Raw genomic sequence first — 17561 nt, forward strand, 5'->3', positions numbered from 1 at the left:
ATTTTGGAAGCGGCTGTTGGTGTTGGTTTTTGGTGTAAGGCCCTGAAACGTTAACACTTTCAGCCGCTTTCTTTTATACCCTGTGAGAAATCCAGGCTAACTGCATAGCCTGAGTCATGCTCTCAATCCAGATCAGCTGTAGCCGCAACATGGGTTGCGCACTCTGTAGATAATAGTGTTGCCACCAGTTAGATATAGGCGAAGGAGAGCCGGTTGGAGGCGGCGCTGTCTCTTGACCCTTCATAGCAAACTCCTTTTTTTGATCAAGCTGCTTTTCAGGCAGCACGATTCATAAAATTGCCTATCCTCAACTATAGCTGAGTGCTTCAGGGCAGTTGCCAAATTGAGTATGAAATACCTCAACCTTGAGGGAGGTTCTATGTGGTCAGTGGTTAAGTCAGTATTAGCAGCACTACTAGGTGTTCAGAATGACCGCCAGCGTCAGCAGGATTTTTCAAACGGCAAGCCGGTCGCCTTCATTATCACGGCGGTGGTAGTGACGATGATGTTTGTGCTGCTCTTAGCAGGTATTGCGATTTATGCAGCGGGATGAAGCGTTGAGAGGCATCACGATAGTAGTTCGTGACGAATGCCACATGTTTTCTATACTGATCGATATCACTTAACCCTGACCTAATAAAAGGGTTGGCGAGAACAACAAGAATAAAGGAGGTTTCTATGCGCTTACCGTGGCAATGGCTTCTCACCATTACCAGTGTCGCAAGTCTCTCTCAAGCCCACGCTAGCAGTTGGAATATGCCGGTGGGGGTCACTGATACCAGCCGCAATATTTTTGGCCTACACATGACCATATTTTGGGTGTGTGTAGTGATTGGGGTGATCGTCTTTGGTGTCATGTTTTACTCCTTGTTTCGCTATCGTCACTCTAAAGGAGCCAAAGCTGCCCGCTTCCATGAACATACCTCCGTTGAAGTGCTGTGGACGGCCATTCCCATTTTGATCTTGGTAGGTATGGCGGTACCTGCGACGGCCACGCTTAAAAATATGTATGACGCCTCTGAAGCGGATCTAGACATTATGATCACGGGGCAGCAGTGGCGCTGGCGTTACGAGTACCTAGGAGAGGACATTGCCTATACCTCGAACTTAAGCACCACACGCGAACAGATTCGAGGCGAATCCGAGCGAGACGAGCACTATTTGCTCGATGTTGACGAGCCTCTCGTGCTGCCTATTAATCGCAAAGTACGCTTTCTGATGACATCAGACGACGTGATTCATTCCTGGTGGGTTCCAGAGCTTGCTGTTAAACAAGACACCATTCCTGGCTTTATTAATGAAAATTGGGTGCAAATTAACGAGCCTGGTATCTATCGTGGCCAGTGTGCCGAGCTGTGTGGTGTGAATCATGGCTTTATGCCCATTGTGGTGCATGCCATGGAAGAAGCGGAGTTTGAAACATGGCTTGAAGAGCGCAAAGAGGCTGCTGAGCAAGAGGCAATGGGTGTTGATCGCGAATGGGCTATAGAGGAGCTAATGGCTCGCGGTGAAGAGGTGTATCAATCTATTTGCTCTTCCTGTCATCAAGGCGAAGGGCAGGGCGCACCGCCAGCCTTTCCAGCGCTCGCCGGAAATGAACAGCTTATTAATGAACTCGACTGGCATTTGGATCGCGTGATTAACGGTGTTTCTGGAGCCGCCATGCCTGCTTTCCGCAATACGCTGAATCCGGTAGAGATAGCGGCTGTTGTGACCTATACGCGCAACGCTTGGGGGAATGAGACTGGTGATACCGTTCAGCCAGCTACGGTGGCCGAGCGTATTGCCCAGTAGGTGTTGACCAACTTCTTCTACTAAAACGATAAGCATGCGGAGAGACATATGGCGCCCAAACTACCTCCACAACATTCACTGCAGCATAGTTCGTCTGCCGTGGCTGGTGGCCAGTCTCAGGAAGGCCAGTCGCATTACCCTCATGCAGCCCAACCCAAAGGCTTGATGCGTTGGCTGCTGACCACCAATCATAAAGAGATTGGCTCGCTATATCTGATCTTCTCGCTCACGATGTTTTTTGTCGGCGGCATTTTTGCGCTCGTGGTGAGGGCTGAGCTATTTCAACCTGGTTTGCAGTTGGTAGAGCCCGAGTTCTTTAACCAGATGACCACCATGCATGGCCTGATTATGGTGTTCGCAGCCGTTATGCCAGCGTTTACAGGCCTAGCTAACTGGATGATTCCGCTGCAAATTGGAGCCCCTGACATGGCCTTGCCGCGGCTAAATAACTTCAGTTTTTGGCTACTGCCGGTCGCTTTTACCCTGCTGCTGTCTACTCTTTTTATGCCTGGGGGCGGCCCCAACTTTGGCTGGACATTTTACGCTCCGTTATCAACAACGTATGCGCCAGCTTCAACGACTTTTTTTATTTTAGCGCTGCATATGGCAGGCATTAGCTCTATTTTGGGGGCGATTAATATCATCGCGACCATCCTGAATATGCGTGCGCCTGGCATGCGCATGATGGATATGCCGCTATTCGTTTGGACATGGCTGATTACGGCATTTCTACTTATCGCCGTTATGCCGGTGTTAGCGGGCGTCATTACCATGATGTTAATGGACATTAACTTTGGGACTAGCTTCTTTGATGCAGCGGGCGGAGGAGATCCTGTCTTATTCCAGCATCTGTTCTGGTTTTTTGGCCACCCAGAAGTCTACATTATGATCCTGCCAGCATTTGGCATCGTGTCGGCGATTATCCCTACGTTTGCTCGTAAGCCCTTATTTGGCTACGCCTCGATGGTTTATGCCACTGCAGCCATTGCGCTGCTGTCATTTCTGGTGTGGGCGCACCATATGTTTATTGTGGGCCTGCCTTTGACGGCGGAACTGTTCTTTATGTACTCCACCATGTTGATTGCTGTGCCAACAGGGGTGAAGGTATTTAACTGGGTGACAACGCTATTCCGCGGGTCGATTAGTTTTGAGCCCCCTATGCTTTTTGCTTTGGCGTTTGTAGTGCTATTTACCATTGGCGGCTTTTCAGGCCTGATGTTAGCCATCGCACCCGCCGATTTTCAGTACCACGATACCTACTTTGTGGTGGCGCACTTCCACTATGTATTGGTGCCTGGCGCGATCTTCGCCATCATGGCGGGCGTTTACTACTGGTTGCCTAAATGGACAGGCCATTACCCTAACGAGCGTCTGGCGCAGTGCCACTTCTGGTGCTCAATCATTGGGGTCAATCTAACCTTTTTCCCCATGCATTTTGCCGGTTTGGCAGGCATGCCTAGGCGCATCCCTGATTATGCGCTGCAATTTGCCGATTTTAATCTGCTCTCAAGTATTGGCGCCTTCTTCTTTGGTGCCTCGCAACTACTTTTTGTGCTGGTGGTAGTGCTGTGTGTACGAGGTGGCCAAAAAGCGCCTGCAAAAGCTTGGGAGGGTGCTGTTGATTTAGAGTGGAGTGTGCCTAGCCCTGCGCCGTTACACTCCTTTGAAACGCCGCCGGTATTTCACCGTGCTCAATCGCACGATTAATGCATAAAAGCGTTGGAGAAGGCGGAGGGATGAAAAATGGCAGCAGATGGTTCTCAACAAGCTGGCGTTAGGCGGACCGTCATTCGCAGTGTCGCAGCCCTTATTGGCATGTTTGCCTTTGCGTTTGCCTTAGTTCCTCTTTACGACGTGTTTTGTCAGGTAACGGGTTTAAACGGAAAGGTCGATACCACGGCAAAAGCTATCATTCATGAAGAGGTGGATCAGTCGCGCTTCATTACGGTTCAATTTATTACCCGTGGTAGTGCGGGACTGCCATGGCAAATGAGTGTTGAAACGCGGCAAATGCGGGTACATCCAGGCCAAACCGCAGAAGTGGATTTTACCTTTACGAATAACAGCCACCAAGAAAGTTGGGGACGCGCTGTGCCTAGCGTATCACCCTCTAGTGCAACAACGCATTTACGTAAAGTCAGCTGTTTTTGCTTCCAAGAACAGCAGCTACAAGGCGATGAGCGACTAACCATTCCGCTGGTGTTTCAGTTAGCTAAAGACTTACCTGAAGAAATCAGCACCATTACCTTGGTGTATACCCTATACCCGGTACAGCGCATTGCGCTTAATCCACTCAATAACAATAACGCAGCGGGGGATAAAATATGAGCGGCGGCAGCTATTACGTTCCTGCGAATAGCCGGTGGCCTATTTTAGGGTCGCTTGCGCTAGGTGCCATGATGGCCGGTATTGGTATCAAGTTAGTTTACAACACCGGGGCGCCATTGTTAGTTATTGGCTTACTAAGCGTTATTTGTGTCATGGGGTTTTGGTTTCGAGACGTCATTCACGAGTCGATGGGCGGTTTATACGACGCACAAATGGATCGCTCGTTTCGATGGGGAATGGGCTGGTTTATTTTTTCAGAAGTAATGTTTTTTGCCGCTTTTTTTGGCGCACTGTTTTATGTAAGGACCTTCACAATTCCATGGCTAGGAGGGGAAGGGGCAAAAGGCGTATCTGCTTTGCTATGGCCCGAATTTGTTCCTCAATGGCCGCTACTCAATCCCCCTGATGCCTCTGTGGCAGGGCCCTCCAGCGTACTTAGCCCCTGGCAGTTGCCCTTAGTGAACACACTGATTTTGGTGACATCAAGTATCACACTAACGGTTGCCCATGAAGCTCTGAAGCTTGGCTATCGTCAGACCTGTCGTAACTGGCTAGCAGGCACAGTACTGCTGGGCATTTGCTTTATCCTTATCCAAGGCGTCGAATATTATGAAGCCTATCATCATTACGGTATTACCCTAGAGGCCGGTATTTTTGGGGCTACTTTTTTTATATTGACAGGCTTTCATGGTCTCCACGTCATTATTGGTACGCTTATTTTGGCGAGCATGCTGGTAAGAATTATCAAAGGTCACTTTGCTAGCGATCATCACTTTGGTTTTGAGGCATCCTGCTGGTATTGGCATTTCGTTGATGTAGTGTGGGTAGGGCTCTTTATCTTTGTTTATGTATTTTAGTGAGTTATCCAAGCTCGCCAGATAAGAAACCAAAGAGAAGCAGGGCCATCAACACGCAGGCTAACGCAATGCGCCATTTAAGCGATGTGAGTAACCGCCTGGAGGTGCTTTCGTCATGTAGTAAAAAGCCTGCACCTGCGGCTAAGCTGGCCACCATTCCTATAAACACTAATGCAATGAGCAGTTTTAACCACATGATGAAGCCCTCTTATTTTCCAGCGCGACTATACGCATGGTGTGTGTTTTGGAGTGTTGTAGTGGTTTTAGGGTTGCTCCTAGGACTATGGCAGTGGGAAAGGGCCGCTGACAAGCGTGAACTGCTAGCCATTCGTGATGCAGCGCCAACAGTGGTTGAGCCAATCCAAACACCGGAAGGAGGGGCGCAGGTGCATCTACGTGGCGACTATCTTGAGCAGCATACGCTTTACTTAGATAACCGTATCGTTAACGGTCGCCTAGGCGTCGCGGTGTTGACACCGATGAAAGACTCCCATGGGCAGCTCTGGTTAGTACAACGTGGTTTTATTGAAACAGGTACAAGCCGGGCGTCTCCTTCGGTATTCACCCCTCATGGCACGGTTGAGGTGTCTGGCGAGTGGCAGGCGGAGCAATCGCAAGGGCCGCTTTATAGAGCCAACCAAGAAGGCGTCAGGCTTCAACAGCTGAGCTTGGCTCCTTGGGAAGAGGCGCTGGGCGTCTTCAGCCATAATGGCTGGCTTCATGCCCAGCAGGGTGCAGGTGTTTTTACCCCTTGGTGGGAGGCAAATGTGATGCCACCAAGCCGGCATCTTGGCTACGCTTTTCAATGGTGGGGACTGGCGCTGGCAGCGTTGGTGATCATGCTATTGGGTGGATGCCGTCTAGTGAGCGACTTTCGAGAAAGCTACGAAGGAGGGCGTTAACATGCACCACCGTCGTCCAGTACGTTACGCAAGGCTTAAGGTGGGTCTCTTGTTTGCCATTTTTGCCGCTCCTATTGTGACGGCCTGGGGAATGGTGACTTGGAATGTTGGAATTCCTCAGGGCCATACTGCCCACGGAAAAGTAACCATAGATGTGCCGCCGCTTGAGGATTGGCCGCTGATGGCTTCCATCACTGCCTCTGAACAATGGACGCTGGTATTAGACTGCGGCGCAAACTGTGTGCAGCAACAGGATGAACTGTGGCGGTTACACCGTGCATTAGGGCGTGAAGCCACTCGATTAAAGCGATTAAGAGTTGGTGGTGACGATGCCACGCTGCCTGGGGAGACGGTGACAGTTTGGCAAAGCGTACCCTCTTGGAGCATTGCGCACAGCGTTTGGTTATTCGACCCCATGGGAAGGCCAGCACTCGCGTTTACTCAAGAAGCGGCAACCGCCGACATTCTTGATGACATCCGGCACCTATTCAAAGTAAATCCTATTTAGCTTATGTTCGGCTAGCAATAGCCGTAAGGAAACTTAATGAAGACCTACCGAGAGTGCCGTCTTCGTTGGCTCATGAGGGTTACGCTGGCGGGAACCCTGTTGACTGCGTTCGTCATATTGGTAGGCGCATGGACTCGGTTAATGGATGCTGGCCTAGGCTGCCCTGATTGGCCTGGCTGTTATGGGCGCCTAATTGTGCCTGATAGTGAGCATGTTGCCCTTCGCCATCCAGATGCTCCGTTAGAGCCCTTTAAAGCGTGGGTGGAAATGGCTCACCGATATGTGGCGAGCTTTCTAGGGTTGATAGTACTTAGCGTTCTTGCGCTGGGTTGGTCGGTACGTAATCAAGCGGGTTATCCATGGCGGTTAAGCATGGTTCTGTTGGCCGTTATTCTGTTACAAGGGGCGTTTGGTGCTTTTACTGTGACATTAAAACTATGGCCGCAGGTGGTGACACTTCATTTGCTGGGTGGGTTGAGCGTTTTAATGCTGTTTTTTTGGCTGCATCTTCGCATACGCCGTTCATGGCGTGGGCAAATAGGGCAGGCTAAAAAGGGTGGCGTACTGTGGTACTTGGCAGGTGGGGTTTTATTGTTGCAGCTTGCACTGGGTGGCTGGGTCACAAGCAACTATGCCGGTATTGCTTGCCAAGGATTCCCTACCTGTAATTCACAATGGTGGCCAAGCATGGACCTAAGCGAAGGCTTCCACCTAACCCAAAACGTTGGCCCTAATTATCTCCATGGTCAACTACACGCAGATGCTCGCACCGCTATTCATATGGTCCATCGTATGGGAGCACTGTTGTTGGGTGCCGCTTTACTAGCGTTATGGTGGCGCTATCGGGGCATCAAAGTAGTCAGCATCGCCTTGAGTCTCGCATTAGGAGCTTATTGCTTACAGGTGGCGCTTGGGGTCGCTAACGTTCTGCTCTGGCTGCCGCTTTGGTTAGCCTTGTTGCATACGGCAGGGGCTGTATTGCTAGCGCTGAGCATGGGATGGGCGTGGTGGTGCTGGCGGTACCAAAAGGCGGGGCAGGTTACTGTTCTTTGCCCATCAAATGCAAGCAACCTGAAGGCGCATGAATCAGGTTGGTCTACTTGAGGCAATTAGGTGTACAATTCTCGTTAAGCTATTTACTTACTGGGTATAAGGAGCTCTATGAGTTCTACGGTTGCACTTATACTGCTTGCGCTGGCTGTTACGGTCATCGCTGCACTCGGCGGCTATGCTTTCTTCTTGCGCAAAGAGGTAAAGCGACGCGAGGAATTTCGACTTGACGAAGAGCAGCGCGCTCAGCAAAACAGTCTTGAAAACCTTGATTATGTGGTGAGTGCGCTCGTCCAAGAGCAGGTTGATATCACCGAAGGTTCGTGGCGCTGTAAGGTGCTGCTTGAAATTGTTGACCCTAGCTTGACGGAGCGCCCTGAGTTCCGGGCGTTTGCGGATGTATATGAGCGCACTCGCCATTTAAAGACACACTCTGCGCGAAAACAGCTCACGCCTAGGGAAAGAATGCAGGAAGACAAGGATCGCCTAGCCGTTGAAGACGAAATGCGTCCCGCTGTGCTAGCTGCCGCTGCTGAGGTGCTTAAATGGCGGGCTGAGAGCCCATCTACACTTCAATGAAATTTTTTAATGTCAACGATGCCAGCTTTGCTATGCTGGAAGGGCCAGTATTGGCAAGAAGTTGATATATTGGCATTGTTGCCTTCTAACGCCGAAACGTTAATGATAGGCGCCTTGTTCGGGTTCAGGGGGCGGGTTGTCCTGCCCTTGAAGCAGAACAGCGAAAAATGGATGCTCTCGCGATAAGAAGCATTGGATAGATTTGGTCGATTGACCAAATCAGCATTGGATCAAGAAGGAGTCTTGCATGAAAAAATCAACGACTGGCTTGCTAATCGGTTCTGCACTTGTAGTAGGTCTTTCTGGCTGTGCCAGTTCTGCCTCTCAGTCTTCCGGTCAGGCAAGCGCTAGCAGCGATCGTAGCTGGTATCAGCATCCGGCTGTTTGTGGTTTGGCGGGTGGTCTTATTGGTGGCAGCATTGGCTATGCCACCAGCGGTAGCTCTGATGAAGAGAGCGGTTCTGCCACAGGTGCTGTAGCAGGTGCTGCTATTGGTGGTCTGTTGTGTGCAGATCGCACTCCCGAGCCGGTAGCACCGCAGTGCCCGAGCTACGGTGAAGTGCCAGCTGGCGTTGCTGTTGATGCCGAAGGCTGCCCGCTGGACTCCGACGGTGATGGCGTGCCGGACTACCGTGACCAGTGCCCGGGCACGCCGGCTGGTGTAGAAGTTAACGCCAACGGTTGCCCGCTGGACTCAGATAACGACGGCGTGCCGGATTACCGTGACCAGTGCCCGAATACCCCGGCAGGCGTTGAAGTAAACGCACTGGGTTGTCCGGAAAGCGTTGTTCTTCAGGATGTGAACTTTGAGTTCGATTCCGCCCAGCTAACACCGAATGCACAAAATGTTCTTAACGGCGTTGCTGAGCGTCTGGTTAACAACCCAGATGTACGTGTGAGCATTGAAGGTCACACCGATTCTCGTGGTTCTGATCAGTACAATAAAGACCTGTCACAGCGTCGTGCTGAGTCTGTTGCTGCTTATTTAGCCCAGCGCGGTGTAGAAGCTAACCGTATGCGTGCTGTTGGCTATGGCGAAGAGCGTCCGATTGCTACCAACGACACTGACGAAGGTCGTTTCCAGAACCGTCGTGTAGAATTGGATGAGTGGAAATAATCCACTTAGCTGAGTCATCAATGGGTAGGGCCAGCATGCTGGTTCGTTAAACCCTTTGACAAAGAACGGGAGGCTTATGCCTCCCGTTTTATTTTACGCAGTCATAAATTCTGGTAGGCTGAGCAGCCTTCAAGATGTGCCCAACACCCCCGACCATTGATAGCGAAATGTGATCCTTGGTATGGATCACCACTGCGCTCAAGGAATACCTGAATGCCTATTGTGACACTGCCCGATGGCAGCCAAAGAACGTTTGAAGCACCACTCTCTATTATGCAGCTGGCAGAGTCCATTGGCCCTGGTTTGGCCAAGGCCTGTGTGGCAGGCAAAATTAACGGGGTGCTGGTTGATGCTGCCGATACGATTGAGCAGGATGCGGACGTCTCTATTATTACTGCCCGCGATGAAGAAGGTTTGGAAATTATTCGTCACTCGTGTGCTCACTTGATTGGTCACGCGGTGAAACAGCTATATCCCGATGCCAAAATGGCCATCGGTCCTGTAATTGATGATGGCTTTTATTACGACATTGACTTTGGCAAATCAGTCACGCCAGACGATATGGAAGCCATTGAAAAGCGCATGCAGTCGCTCATCGATCATGAGTACGATGTTATTCGTGAATACGTCGGCCGCGACCAAGCGATGGCAACGTTTGAAAAGCGTGATGAGCCGTATAAGCAAGAGATCATCCGTGATATCCCGGAAGGTGCGACTATCCGCCTTTACCACCACGAAGAGTACACGGACATGTGCCGTGGGCCCCATGTGCCTAACACAAGACACTTAAAAGCATTTAAGCTGACGAAGCTGGCAGGTGCTTACTGGCGTGGTGACTCCTCCAATCCGATGCTGACGCGCATTTATGGCACGGCATGGGGCGATAAAAAGCAGTTAAAAGCTTACTTGAAGCGGCTGGAAGAAGCTGAGAAGCGAGACCACCGTAAGCTAGCGCGGAAGATGGACTTGTTCCACCTTCAAGAAGAAGCGCCGGGGATGGTTTTTTGGCACCCTAACGGTTGGACGATGTATCAGGCGTTAGAAGAGTACATGCGTAAAATTCAACGTGAGCATGGCTACCAGGAAATCAAAACGCCGCAAGTAGTGGATTTGTCACTGTGGAAGAAATCAGGCCACTGGGGACATTACAGTGAATTGATGTTCACCACAGAGTCGGAAAAGCGCGAGTATGCGGTGAAGCCGATGAACTGCCCATGTCACGTGCAGGTCTTTAATCAAGGCCTTAAGAGCTACCGTGACCTTCCGCTACGTTTGGCCGAATTTGGTAGCTGTCATCGAAATGAACCTTCAGGCTCGCTGCATGGTCTGATGCGGGTTCGTGGGTTTACGCAAGATGATGCCCATATTTTCTGTACCGAAAGTCAGATTCAGGCTGAGGCTGAGGCGTTTATTGCTCTAACGCTGCAAGTCTATAAAACGCTCGGTTTTGAAGACGTTGAGCTCAAGCTCTCCACCCGTCCCGAAGACTTTCTGGGTGAAGCCGAAATGTGGGATCGGGCAGAGCAGGGCCTTGAGGCCGCGCTGAACGCTACTGGCTTGGCTTGGGATCTGCAGCCGGGTGAAGGTGCGTTTTATGGGCCGAAAATTGAGTTTGCGCTAAGAGATTGCCTGAATCGTGTTTGGCAGTGTGGTACTCTTCAGCTAGATTTTAATTTGCCAGGGCGTTTAGGGGCGCAATACGTCGATGAAGACGGCACGCGTAAAACCCCTGTAATGCTCCATCGTGCTATCCTGGGCTCATTTGAACGATTCCTGGGTATACTGATTGAGCATTACGCTGGTGCTATGCCACTATGGTTGGCCCCGCAGCAAGCTGTGCTTATGACCATTACCGACGCGCAGCGTGATTATGCGCTCGATTTGGAGCAGCGGCTGCAAAAAAATGGCTTACGGGTTAAGGCGGACTTGAGGAACGAGAAGATCGGCTTTAAAATCCGTGAGCATACGTTACAGAAAGTTCCCTATCTCCTTGTGGTGGGAGATAAGGAAGTCGAAGCTGACTCAGTGGCCGTGCGAACTCGCAGCGGCGAAAACCTCGGCACCATGACTGTCGATGAATTCATCGAACGTTTTAGTGCAGAGCGAGCAGCCCTGGCGACATCGTCAATTGCCTAAGGAGACGGAGCGATCAAGCGAAGCAATCAGCGCGGGCGTCCACAAGACAAACGCCCACCAATGAACGAGCGTATTACCGAAGAAGAAGTACGTCTAATTGATGCCGAAGGTGAGCAGTTGGGTGTTGTGCCCACCACTGAGGCTCTTGAGCGTGCGGAAGCTGCCGGTTTAGATCTCGTGCAAATTTCGAATGCCGATCCGATTGTTTGTAAGATCATGGATTATGGCAAATTCGTTTTTGAGACCAAAAAGCAGAAAGCGGCTCAAAAGAAAAAGCAGAAGCAAATCCAGGTTAAGGAAGTTAAATTCCGTCCTGGCACCGACGAAGGCGATTATCAGGTGAAGCTAAAAAACCTGATCCGCTTCTTGGAAGGTGGTGACAAGGGTAAGGTCACATTGCGCTTCCGTGGTCGTGAAATGGCGCACCAGGACATTGGCCGTAAGCTAATGGAACGGATCGCGGCAGACCTGGAAGAGATCGGAGCGGTGGAGTCTTTCCCGAAAATGGAAGGCCGCCAAATGATCATGATTCTTGCCCCGAAAAAGAAGTGATCCAACGGCGAAGTTAACGGGCCAGCGCGAAGGCGCTGGTCGGCCCTGGGTTTTCTAAAAAATATCGAGCGGAGTTCTCTCATGCCGAAAATCAAAAGCAACAGCGGCGCTGCTAAGCGCTTCAAAAAGACCGCTAACGGCTTCAAGCACAAGCAGTCTTTCCGTAGCCACATCTTGACCAAGAAGTCGACCAAGCGTAAGCGTCAGCTGCGTGGCATGAAGCAGATTCATGCTTCCGACAAAGCGCTGATCCAGCGCATGCTGCCGAACCTGTAAGGTCGAATTTTCTTATCTGAGTGCATTTAGCCTCAGTCATAAAGTCAGGAGTGTGTTATGACCCGTGTTAAGCGTGGCGTAGTGGCCCGTCGTCGCCATAAAAAAGTACTGAAGCAGGCCAAAGGTTACTACGGTGCCCGTTCGCGTGTTTTCCGTGTAGCCAAACAGGCTGTCATCAAAGCCGGCCAGTATGCGTACCGTGACCGTCGCAACCGCAAGCGCCAATTCCGCGCTCTGTGGATTCAGCGTATCAACGCTGGTGCGCGCATCAACGGCATGTCTTACAGCCGCTTTGTTGGCGGTCTGAAGAAAGCCGGTATTGAAATTGACCGTAAAGTGTTGGCCGATCTGGCAGTACACGAAAAGGCAGCATTTGCTGCTATCGTGGAAAAAGCCAAGGCTGCCCAATAAGGCAATTCGCACTGAGCTAAATTCAGTGTGAAATGCCGAGGTCATTTCAGTGTGACCCATGCAGGGGAAGAGCAGCCGCTCTTCCCCTGTTTTTTTGTCACCTTCAACATGCCAGCCATCTTTAAAGATGGAACCGCTTAATTCGGAGTAAATCGGATGGACCACCTTCCTACTCTGGTGTCAGAGGCCCGCGATGCTATCCAAGCTGCGCAGAGCGTCTCAGCGCTAGATGAGTTGCGCGTACGTTACTTGGGTAAAAAAGGCGAAGTGACGGCCTTATTGAAAGGGTTGGGCAAACTATCGGCAGAAGAGCGTCCTGCGGCTGGTGAGCAAATTAACCAAGCCAAGCAAACGCTATCAGCCGAGATAGACGCCAAACGACAGCAGCTTGAGAGTGAGGCGCTGAATGCCCGCTTGGCAGCTGAGCGGATCGATGTAACATTGCCGGGGCGTGGGCAGGAGAGTGGTGGCTTGCACCCTGTGACACGCACGCTTGAGCGTATAGAGGGTTTGTTTACCCGCATTGGTTATGATGTGGCGGTAGGTCCTGAGATTGAGGATGACTACCATAACTTCGAGGCGCTCAATATTCCCGCGCATCACCCGGCGCGGGGGATGGCAGATACGTTTTATTTCGACGCTACACGCTTGCTGCGTACTCATACATCTCCTGTGCAAGTACGCACAATGAAGAGTAGTGAACCGCCCATCCGTATCGTCTGCCCGGGGCGCGTCTATCGCAGCGACTCGGACCTGACGCATACGCCGATGTTTCATCAGGTAGAAGGTCTGTTGGTCGATGAGGGCGTGAGCTTTGCTGATCTAAAAGGCACCATTGAGGACTTCCTTCAGGCGTTTTTTGAGCGTGATGATCTATCGGTCCGCTTCCGCCCCTCTTACTTCCCATTCACTGAACCCTCTGCTGAGGTCGATATTCAGTGCGTGATGTGTAGTGGTAACGGTTGTCGTGTTTGCTCACATAGCGGCTGGCTGGAAGTGATGGGCTGCGGGATGGTGCACCCTGAAGTTTTCCGGCACTCCGGCATTGATACCGAACGATACACCGGCTTTGCCTTTGGTATGGGCGCAGAGCGTTTGGCGATGCTGCGCTACGGCGTTAATGACCTGCGCTTGTTCTTTGAGAACGACCTGCGCTTTCTTCGTCAATTCACCTAAGACCGCTGCCAGCGACGGGAATCAACATGAAATTTTCAGAACAGTGGCTGCGTGAATGGGTAGCCCCGCAGCTTGATACGCAGGCTATGGCCGATCAGATCACCATGGCGGGCCTTGAAGTGGATGCCGTTGAAGCGGTCGCCGCTGCGTTTAGCGGTGTGGTCGTGGCTGAAGTGCTGACCAAAGAGAAGCACCCTGATGCCGATAAGCTCAACGTATGCACGGTGAACGACGGTACCGGTGAGCCGGTGCAAGTAGTGTGCGGTGCGCCCAACGTTGATGTGGGCCAGAAAATTCCCTTCGCCCAAGTGGGTGGCGTGCTGCCGGGCGATTTTAAAATCAAAAAGGCAAAACTGCGTGGCGTTGAGTCGCGTGGCATGATCTGCTCGGCATCAGAGCTGGGATTAGAGGAAGAAACCTCTCCCGGCATCCTAGTGTTACCGGCGTCGGCCCCCGTGGGCACGAGCTTTCGCGAGTATATGCAGCTCGACGATATGACCATCGAGGTGGATCTCACTCCTAACCGCGGCGACTGCCTGAGCATTAAAGGTCTTGCGAGAGAGGTAGGTGTGCTTAATCGCCTGCCGGTGAGTGGCCCTGAGATCACAGTAGTTGAAGCGAGTATCGACGATACTTTCCCCGTCACTATTGAGGCGGCTGAGCAGTGCCCGCGCTACTTAGGGCGTGTTATTAAGGGCGTGAATGTAGAGGCTGAAACGCCGCTGTGGATGGTTGAGCGGCTACGTCGTAGCGGCGTACGCTCGATTGACCCCGTCGTGGATGTCACCAACTACGTCATGTTAGAGCTTGGTCAACCGCTGCATGCGTTTGATCGGGACAACCTGCAGGGTGGCATTACTGTCCGTTTGGCACGAGAGGCGGAGCGTTTAACACTGCTGGATGGCCAAGAGGTAGCACTTCGCCCTGAAACACTGGTAATTGCCGATGAACGTGGCCCCCTGGCAATGGCTGGCATCATGGGTGGAGAAAATTCAGGGGTAAACGAAAAAACGCACACGATTTTTCTTGAGTCGGCCTTTTTTGCTCCGCTTGGCATTGCTGGGCAGGCGCGTTCCTACGGTCTGCATACCGACGCATCGCATCGTTATGAGCGTGGCGTCGATCCAGAGCTTCCTGCCATGGCGGTTGAGCGTGCCACAAAGCTCCTGATGGAGATTTGTGGGGGGCAGGCAGGGCCCGTGGTTGAGACGGTAAGCGATGAGCATTTACCGGCACCGCGCATCATTATGCTCCGCGAGGCTCGCCTTGAGAGTGCGCTCTCCAAGCGGCTGCAGCCGGATGATGTCACCGATATCCTTCAGCGTTTAGGGCTTGAGGTTGATAAACAGGCGGAAGGTTGGTCAGTGGTCGCCCCTAGCTGGCGTTTTGACGTTGCCATTGAGGAAGACCTCATCGAGGAAGTGGCGCGTATCCATGGCTACAATAACCTTCCGGTTCGTCGCCCAGCCGCTCGACTAGCACTTCGCCCAGCTAACGAGGCACTCCTCACTCAGGCTCAGTTGCGCAACCAGATGGTTGCTCGCGGTTTCCAAGAAGCGGTGACATACAGCTTCGTAGCGCCGGACCTGCAGGCAGCAATGCTGCCAGATGCTGTGTCCCCCGTGCTTGCGAATCCGATTTCGTCGGACCTCTCGGTAATGCGCGCCAGCCTTTTCCCGGGTTTAGTGCGTGCCCTAGAGTATAATCTCAATCGCCAGCAAACCCGTGTGCGCATTTTCGAGACAGGGCTGGTATTTAACGGCCACCTCGATAACTTAACCCAAGAGCCGATGATGGGCGCCTTAGTGTGCGGTGGCCGTGAAGGGGAAGGGTGGAACAGCACTAAGGCTCAGGTAGATTTTTATGACCTGAAAGGAGATCTAGAGAGTCTTTTGGCAATGGGTGGGGCCCAGGAAGCTTGGCGCTTTGAACCGGGCGAGCATCCCTCTCTGCATCCTGGGCAAACCGCCCAGCTCTTTTACAATGGCGAACCCGCCGGCTGGATTGGCACACTGCACCCGCAAGTGCGTGCCAAGCTGGGGCTTAAAGTTGATGCGGTGCTGTTCGAAGTTCGCCTAGATGTATTGAGTCAGGGGGAAATTCCCGCCTTTGAGCCGCTTTCACGCTACCCAGAAGTGCGACGCGATTTGGCGTTTATGCTCAAAGAGGCAACGCCTGTGCAAGCGCTACTTGATTGTGCAAAAACTCAGGCAGGCGATTACTTGAAAGACATTAAGCTATTTGATGTCTATGCTGGTAAAGGCGTAGCCGAGGGTTATAAGAGCATTGCATTAGGCTTGACCTGGCAGCACGCTTCGCGCACGCTAAATGATGAAGAAATCAACCAGTTGGTCGACTCGATCATCACTAACGTGCGAGCCGAATTAGATGCCGAACTTCGCGGCTAACTAAGCTATGCCATGACACGACGCTTATCACGTTCTTGGCAATGCGTATGCTACATGGAGGAGCCCTATGGGTGCGTTGACCAAAGCAGAGCTAGCTGAGCATTTGCATACTGAGCTGGCGCTGTCAAAGCGAGAAGCAAAAGCGATGGTGGAGGCGTTCTTTGAAGAAATCCGCGCCTGTTTGCGTGAAAACGAGCAGGTGAAACTGTCGGGGTTTGGTAACTTTGACCTGCGTGATAAGCGCGAGCGGCCTGGGCGAAACCCTAAAACTGGCGAAGAAATCCCTATCTCTGCTCGGCGTGTGGTGACTTTTCGCCCCGGGCAAAAGCTAAAGCAGCAGGTAGAACGCTACTCAAGTGGTCAGTAGTGGGCAGTAGCGAGTACATCAAGCTGCCCAACGAAAAGGAGTGCCTAATGGCACTCCTTTTTTATAGGCTACAAATAGGGCGCTATCTGGCTAAATACCTCCACCCTCAATCAGCCAAGTGATCACCACTTTAATGACGTAGCCCAACATTCCGGCACCTAATACCACAAACAACATAATCGTGCCAAATTTGCCTGCGTTCGATTTTTTTGCGAGATCCCAAATAATAAAACACATAAAAATGATCAGGCCGCCAACCATAATGGGCGTGATCCATGTCTCAAAGGTCTGCTGCATAAGCGCTCCTGTTGGACGATTGTCGGTAGCCCATGGTGGGGCGTGCGTCATTTTTGTCAGTCGTGTTAATATTTGAGCAAATTCATCAGGTATTTGTCGACTGAACTTTGCGGACTTAACAAAGCGCAGTACGACAACTTTGCCGAGGAGTAGGCCAATGCCTAAGTTAACCATTCTGGTCGGCACCATGTATGGCGGTGCGTTAGACGTTGCAGAGCAGGTAAAGCCGCTGTTTGAGCAGGCGGGCTATGACGTTGATATTTCAGAACAGCCCTCTGTAGACGATGTTTCCCAAGCCAGTGATCTAACGCTTTTCTGTGTGTCTACCACCGGGAGCGGTGATTTTCCCGGTAACTTTGTGCCCTTTGTTCGCAGTCTAAAAGATCAAAGCCCCTCGTTGGCGGGACTGCGTTATGGGTTGATCGCGCTTGGCGATAGTTCCTACGGTGATACGTACTGTGGCGCGGGGAGAGCCTTAGATGAGTTGCTGCAGGATCATGGCGCCCACCGTTTAGGTGAGCGCCTTGAAATCGACGCGATGGAAACCTTCATGGCGGATGATGCAGCGGTGCCGTGGGTAGAGGAGTGGATTGATGCTCAGAAGCTAAAGGTAGCATAGCCATGCAGCAAACGGTTTACTCTCCCAAGCGAGTGAGCGTAGCGGTTGGCTTATGCATCGTGATGCTCGCTGCGCTCCCGCGCTATATGGTGGGAGGGCATGAGACGCGCCAAACCCTTCTGCTGATGGCCTTGGTACTAGTGGCTGGCGCAGCCGCGTTCCAGTGGAGGATGCTGTCTCAAGA

Annotated in this window: 20 protein-coding genes and 1 pseudogene; 19 read left to right on the forward strand and 2 right to left on the reverse strand. The window is 51.9% G+C overall.

Annotation, left to right across the window (positions count from 1 at the left end; all coding sequences use genetic code 11):
• The first annotated feature begins 379 nt into the window (after nucleotides 1–379).
• The 5 genes from BIS10_RS11370 (at nucleotide 380) to BIS10_RS11390 (ending at nucleotide 4979) form a co-directional block, all read left to right on the forward strand.
• Nucleotides 380–553 (forward strand): DUF2970 domain-containing protein, encoded by a 174-nt coding sequence (locus BIS10_RS11370; RefSeq protein ID WP_082051444.1) that lies wholly within the window; start codon nucleotides 380–382, stop codon nucleotides 551–553.
• A gap of 125 nt (nucleotides 554–678) precedes the next feature.
• Nucleotides 679–1794 carry a cytochrome c oxidase subunit II gene (gene coxB / locus BIS10_RS11375; RefSeq protein WP_058576335.1) on the forward strand — a complete coding sequence of 372 codons (1116 nt, stop codon included), beginning with the start codon at nucleotides 679–681 and terminating at the stop codon, nucleotides 1792–1794.
• Between the two features lie 48 nt (nucleotides 1795–1842).
• Nucleotides 1843–3501 (forward strand): cytochrome c oxidase subunit I, encoded by a 1659-nt coding sequence (gene ctaD / locus BIS10_RS11380; protein WP_253505383.1) that lies wholly within the window; start codon nucleotides 1843–1845, stop codon nucleotides 3499–3501.
• A gap of 36 nt (nucleotides 3502–3537) precedes the next feature.
• Nucleotides 3538–4122 (forward strand): cytochrome c oxidase assembly protein, encoded by a 585-nt coding sequence (locus BIS10_RS11385; RefSeq protein ID WP_058576336.1) that lies wholly within the window; start codon nucleotides 3538–3540, stop codon nucleotides 4120–4122.
• Nucleotides 4119–4979, forward strand: a complete 861-nt coding sequence (locus tag BIS10_RS11390; RefSeq protein ID WP_253505385.1) for a cytochrome c oxidase subunit 3 — start codon at nucleotides 4119–4121, stop codon at nucleotides 4977–4979. Before BIS10_RS11385 ends, BIS10_RS11390 begins: the two co-directional genes overlap by 4 nt.
• Nucleotides 4980–4983: 4 nt before the next feature.
• Here the strand turns inward: BIS10_RS11390 and BIS10_RS11395 are convergent, their stop codons facing one another.
• Nucleotides 4984–5175 carry a DUF2909 domain-containing protein gene (locus tag BIS10_RS11395; RefSeq protein WP_062373900.1) on the reverse strand — a complete coding sequence of 64 codons (192 nt, stop codon included), beginning with the start codon at nucleotides 5173–5175 and terminating at the stop codon, nucleotides 4984–4986.
• 61 nt (nucleotides 5176–5236) lie between these two features.
• Here BIS10_RS11395 and BIS10_RS11400 point away from each other — a divergent pair, with 61 nt between their 5' ends.
• The 12 genes from BIS10_RS11400 (at nucleotide 5237) to BIS10_RS11455 (ending at nucleotide 16461) form a co-directional block, all read left to right on the forward strand.
• Nucleotides 5237–5881, forward strand: a complete 645-nt coding sequence (locus BIS10_RS11400) for an SURF1 family protein (protein WP_392567171.1) — start codon at nucleotides 5237–5239, stop codon at nucleotides 5879–5881.
• 1 nt (nucleotide 5882) lies between these two features.
• Nucleotides 5883–6389 carry a hypothetical protein gene (locus BIS10_RS11405; RefSeq protein WP_083023512.1) on the forward strand — a complete coding sequence of 169 codons (507 nt, stop codon included), beginning with the start codon at nucleotides 5883–5885 and terminating at the stop codon, nucleotides 6387–6389.
• 36 nt (nucleotides 6390–6425) lie between these two features.
• Nucleotides 6426–7493, forward strand: coding sequence for a heme A synthase (locus BIS10_RS11410; RefSeq protein WP_253505390.1), 1068 nt, complete (start codon nucleotides 6426–6428; stop codon nucleotides 7491–7493).
• A gap of 57 nt (nucleotides 7494–7550) precedes the next feature.
• On the forward strand, nucleotides 7551–8018 hold the full coding sequence (locus tag BIS10_RS11415; RefSeq protein ID WP_083023514.1) for a DUF2489 domain-containing protein: 468 nt from the start codon (nucleotides 7551–7553) through the stop codon (nucleotides 8016–8018).
• A 247-nt stretch (nucleotides 8019–8265) separates the two neighbouring features.
• Nucleotides 8266–9135 (forward strand): OmpA family protein, encoded by an 870-nt coding sequence (locus BIS10_RS11420; RefSeq protein ID WP_083023516.1) that lies wholly within the window; start codon nucleotides 8266–8268, stop codon nucleotides 9133–9135.
• 213 nt (nucleotides 9136–9348) lie between these two features.
• Nucleotides 9349–11271: a threonine--tRNA ligase gene (gene thrS, locus BIS10_RS11425; protein WP_253505392.1), complete on the forward strand. Its 1923-nt coding sequence runs from the start codon at nucleotides 9349–9351 to the stop codon at nucleotides 11269–11271.
• A gap of 12 nt (nucleotides 11272–11283) precedes the next feature.
• A complete protein-coding gene (infC, locus tag BIS10_RS11430) occupies nucleotides 11284–11823 on the forward strand; it encodes a translation initiation factor IF-3 (protein WP_392567172.1) in 540 nt (179 codons plus the stop codon).
• Nucleotides 11824–11904: 81 nt separating this feature from the next.
• On the forward strand, nucleotides 11905–12099 hold the full coding sequence (gene rpmI / locus BIS10_RS11435; protein WP_009724291.1) for a 50S ribosomal protein L35: 195 nt from the start codon (nucleotides 11905–11907) through the stop codon (nucleotides 12097–12099).
• 57 nt (nucleotides 12100–12156) lie between these two features.
• Nucleotides 12157–12510 (forward strand): 50S ribosomal protein L20, encoded by a 354-nt coding sequence (rplT, locus tag BIS10_RS11440; RefSeq protein WP_009097607.1) that lies wholly within the window; start codon nucleotides 12157–12159, stop codon nucleotides 12508–12510.
• A 156-nt stretch (nucleotides 12511–12666) separates the two neighbouring features.
• Nucleotides 12667–13686: a phenylalanine--tRNA ligase subunit alpha gene (pheS, locus tag BIS10_RS11445; RefSeq protein WP_253505396.1), complete on the forward strand. Its 1020-nt coding sequence runs from the start codon at nucleotides 12667–12669 to the stop codon at nucleotides 13684–13686.
• Between the two features lie 26 nt (nucleotides 13687–13712).
• Nucleotides 13713–16094 (forward strand): phenylalanine--tRNA ligase subunit beta, encoded by a 2382-nt coding sequence (gene pheT / locus BIS10_RS11450; protein WP_253505397.1) that lies wholly within the window; start codon nucleotides 13713–13715, stop codon nucleotides 16092–16094.
• A gap of 67 nt (nucleotides 16095–16161) precedes the next feature.
• Nucleotides 16162–16461 carry an integration host factor subunit alpha gene (locus BIS10_RS11455; protein WP_044629429.1) on the forward strand — a complete coding sequence of 100 codons (300 nt, stop codon included), beginning with the start codon at nucleotides 16162–16164 and terminating at the stop codon, nucleotides 16459–16461.
• A 90-nt stretch (nucleotides 16462–16551) separates the two neighbouring features.
• Here BIS10_RS11455 and BIS10_RS11460 read toward each other — a convergent pair whose 3' ends face one another.
• Nucleotides 16552–16758, reverse strand: a complete 207-nt coding sequence (locus BIS10_RS11460; RefSeq protein WP_044629428.1) for a DUF2788 domain-containing protein — start codon at nucleotides 16756–16758, stop codon at nucleotides 16552–16554.
• A gap of 157 nt (nucleotides 16759–16915) precedes the next feature.
• On the opposite strand from BIS10_RS11460, the gene BIS10_RS11465 reads away from it, so the two are divergent.
• Entirely contained in the window at nucleotides 16916–17377 is a 462-nt protein-coding gene (locus BIS10_RS11465) for a flavodoxin domain-containing protein (RefSeq protein ID WP_253505399.1), read from the forward strand.
• Between the two features lie 2 nt (nucleotides 17378–17379).
• Nucleotides 17380–17561, forward strand: a pseudogene (locus BIS10_RS11470) (hypothetical protein); the annotation flags it as partial.

Origin of the sequence: Halomonas sp. 707B3 (genome assembly GCF_024158645.1) — a bacterium.
GTDB lineage: Bacteria > Pseudomonadota > Gammaproteobacteria > Pseudomonadales > Halomonadaceae > Vreelandella > Vreelandella lionensis.

Coding starts and splice junctions, on each gene's coding strand:
- rpmI (WP_009724291.1), top strand. CDS start 11,905: ATGCCGAAAATCAAAAGCAACAGCGGCGCTGCTAAGCGCTTCAAAAAG.
- BIS10_RS11395 (WP_062373900.1), bottom strand. CDS start 5,175: ATGTGGTTAAAACTGCTCATTGCATTAGTGTTTATAGGAATGGTGGCC.
- BIS10_RS11370 (WP_082051444.1), top strand. CDS start 380: ATGTGGTCAGTGGTTAAGTCAGTATTAGCAGCACTACTAGGTGTTCAG.
- BIS10_RS11405 (WP_083023512.1), top strand. CDS start 5,883: ATGCACCACCGTCGTCCAGTACGTTACGCAAGGCTTAAGGTGGGTCTC.
- BIS10_RS11455 (WP_044629429.1), top strand. CDS start 16,162: ATGGGTGCGTTGACCAAAGCAGAGCTAGCTGAGCATTTGCATACTGAG.
- coxB (WP_058576335.1), top strand. CDS start 679: ATGCGCTTACCGTGGCAATGGCTTCTCACCATTACCAGTGTCGCAAGT.
- pheT (WP_253505397.1), top strand. CDS start 13,713: ATGAAATTTTCAGAACAGTGGCTGCGTGAATGGGTAGCCCCGCAGCTT.
- BIS10_RS11415 (WP_083023514.1), top strand. CDS start 7,551: ATGAGTTCTACGGTTGCACTTATACTGCTTGCGCTGGCTGTTACGGTC.
- pheS (WP_253505396.1), top strand. CDS start 12,667: ATGGACCACCTTCCTACTCTGGTGTCAGAGGCCCGCGATGCTATCCAA.
- rplT (WP_009097607.1), top strand. CDS start 12,157: ATGACCCGTGTTAAGCGTGGCGTAGTGGCCCGTCGTCGCCATAAAAAA.
- BIS10_RS11465 (WP_253505399.1), top strand. CDS start 16,916: ATGCCTAAGTTAACCATTCTGGTCGGCACCATGTATGGCGGTGCGTTA.
- thrS (WP_253505392.1), top strand. CDS start 9,349: ATGCCTATTGTGACACTGCCCGATGGCAGCCAAAGAACGTTTGAAGCA.
- BIS10_RS11390 (WP_253505385.1), top strand. CDS start 4,119: ATGAGCGGCGGCAGCTATTACGTTCCTGCGAATAGCCGGTGGCCTATT.
- ctaD (WP_253505383.1), top strand. CDS start 1,843: ATGGCGCCCAAACTACCTCCACAACATTCACTGCAGCATAGTTCGTCT.
- BIS10_RS11385 (WP_058576336.1), top strand. CDS start 3,538: ATGGCAGCAGATGGTTCTCAACAAGCTGGCGTTAGGCGGACCGTCATT.
- BIS10_RS11420 (WP_083023516.1), top strand. CDS start 8,266: ATGAAAAAATCAACGACTGGCTTGCTAATCGGTTCTGCACTTGTAGTA.
- BIS10_RS11410 (WP_253505390.1), top strand. CDS start 6,426: ATGAAGACCTACCGAGAGTGCCGTCTTCGTTGGCTCATGAGGGTTACG.
- BIS10_RS11460 (WP_044629428.1), bottom strand. CDS start 16,758: ATGCAGCAGACCTTTGAGACATGGATCACGCCCATTATGGTTGGCGGC.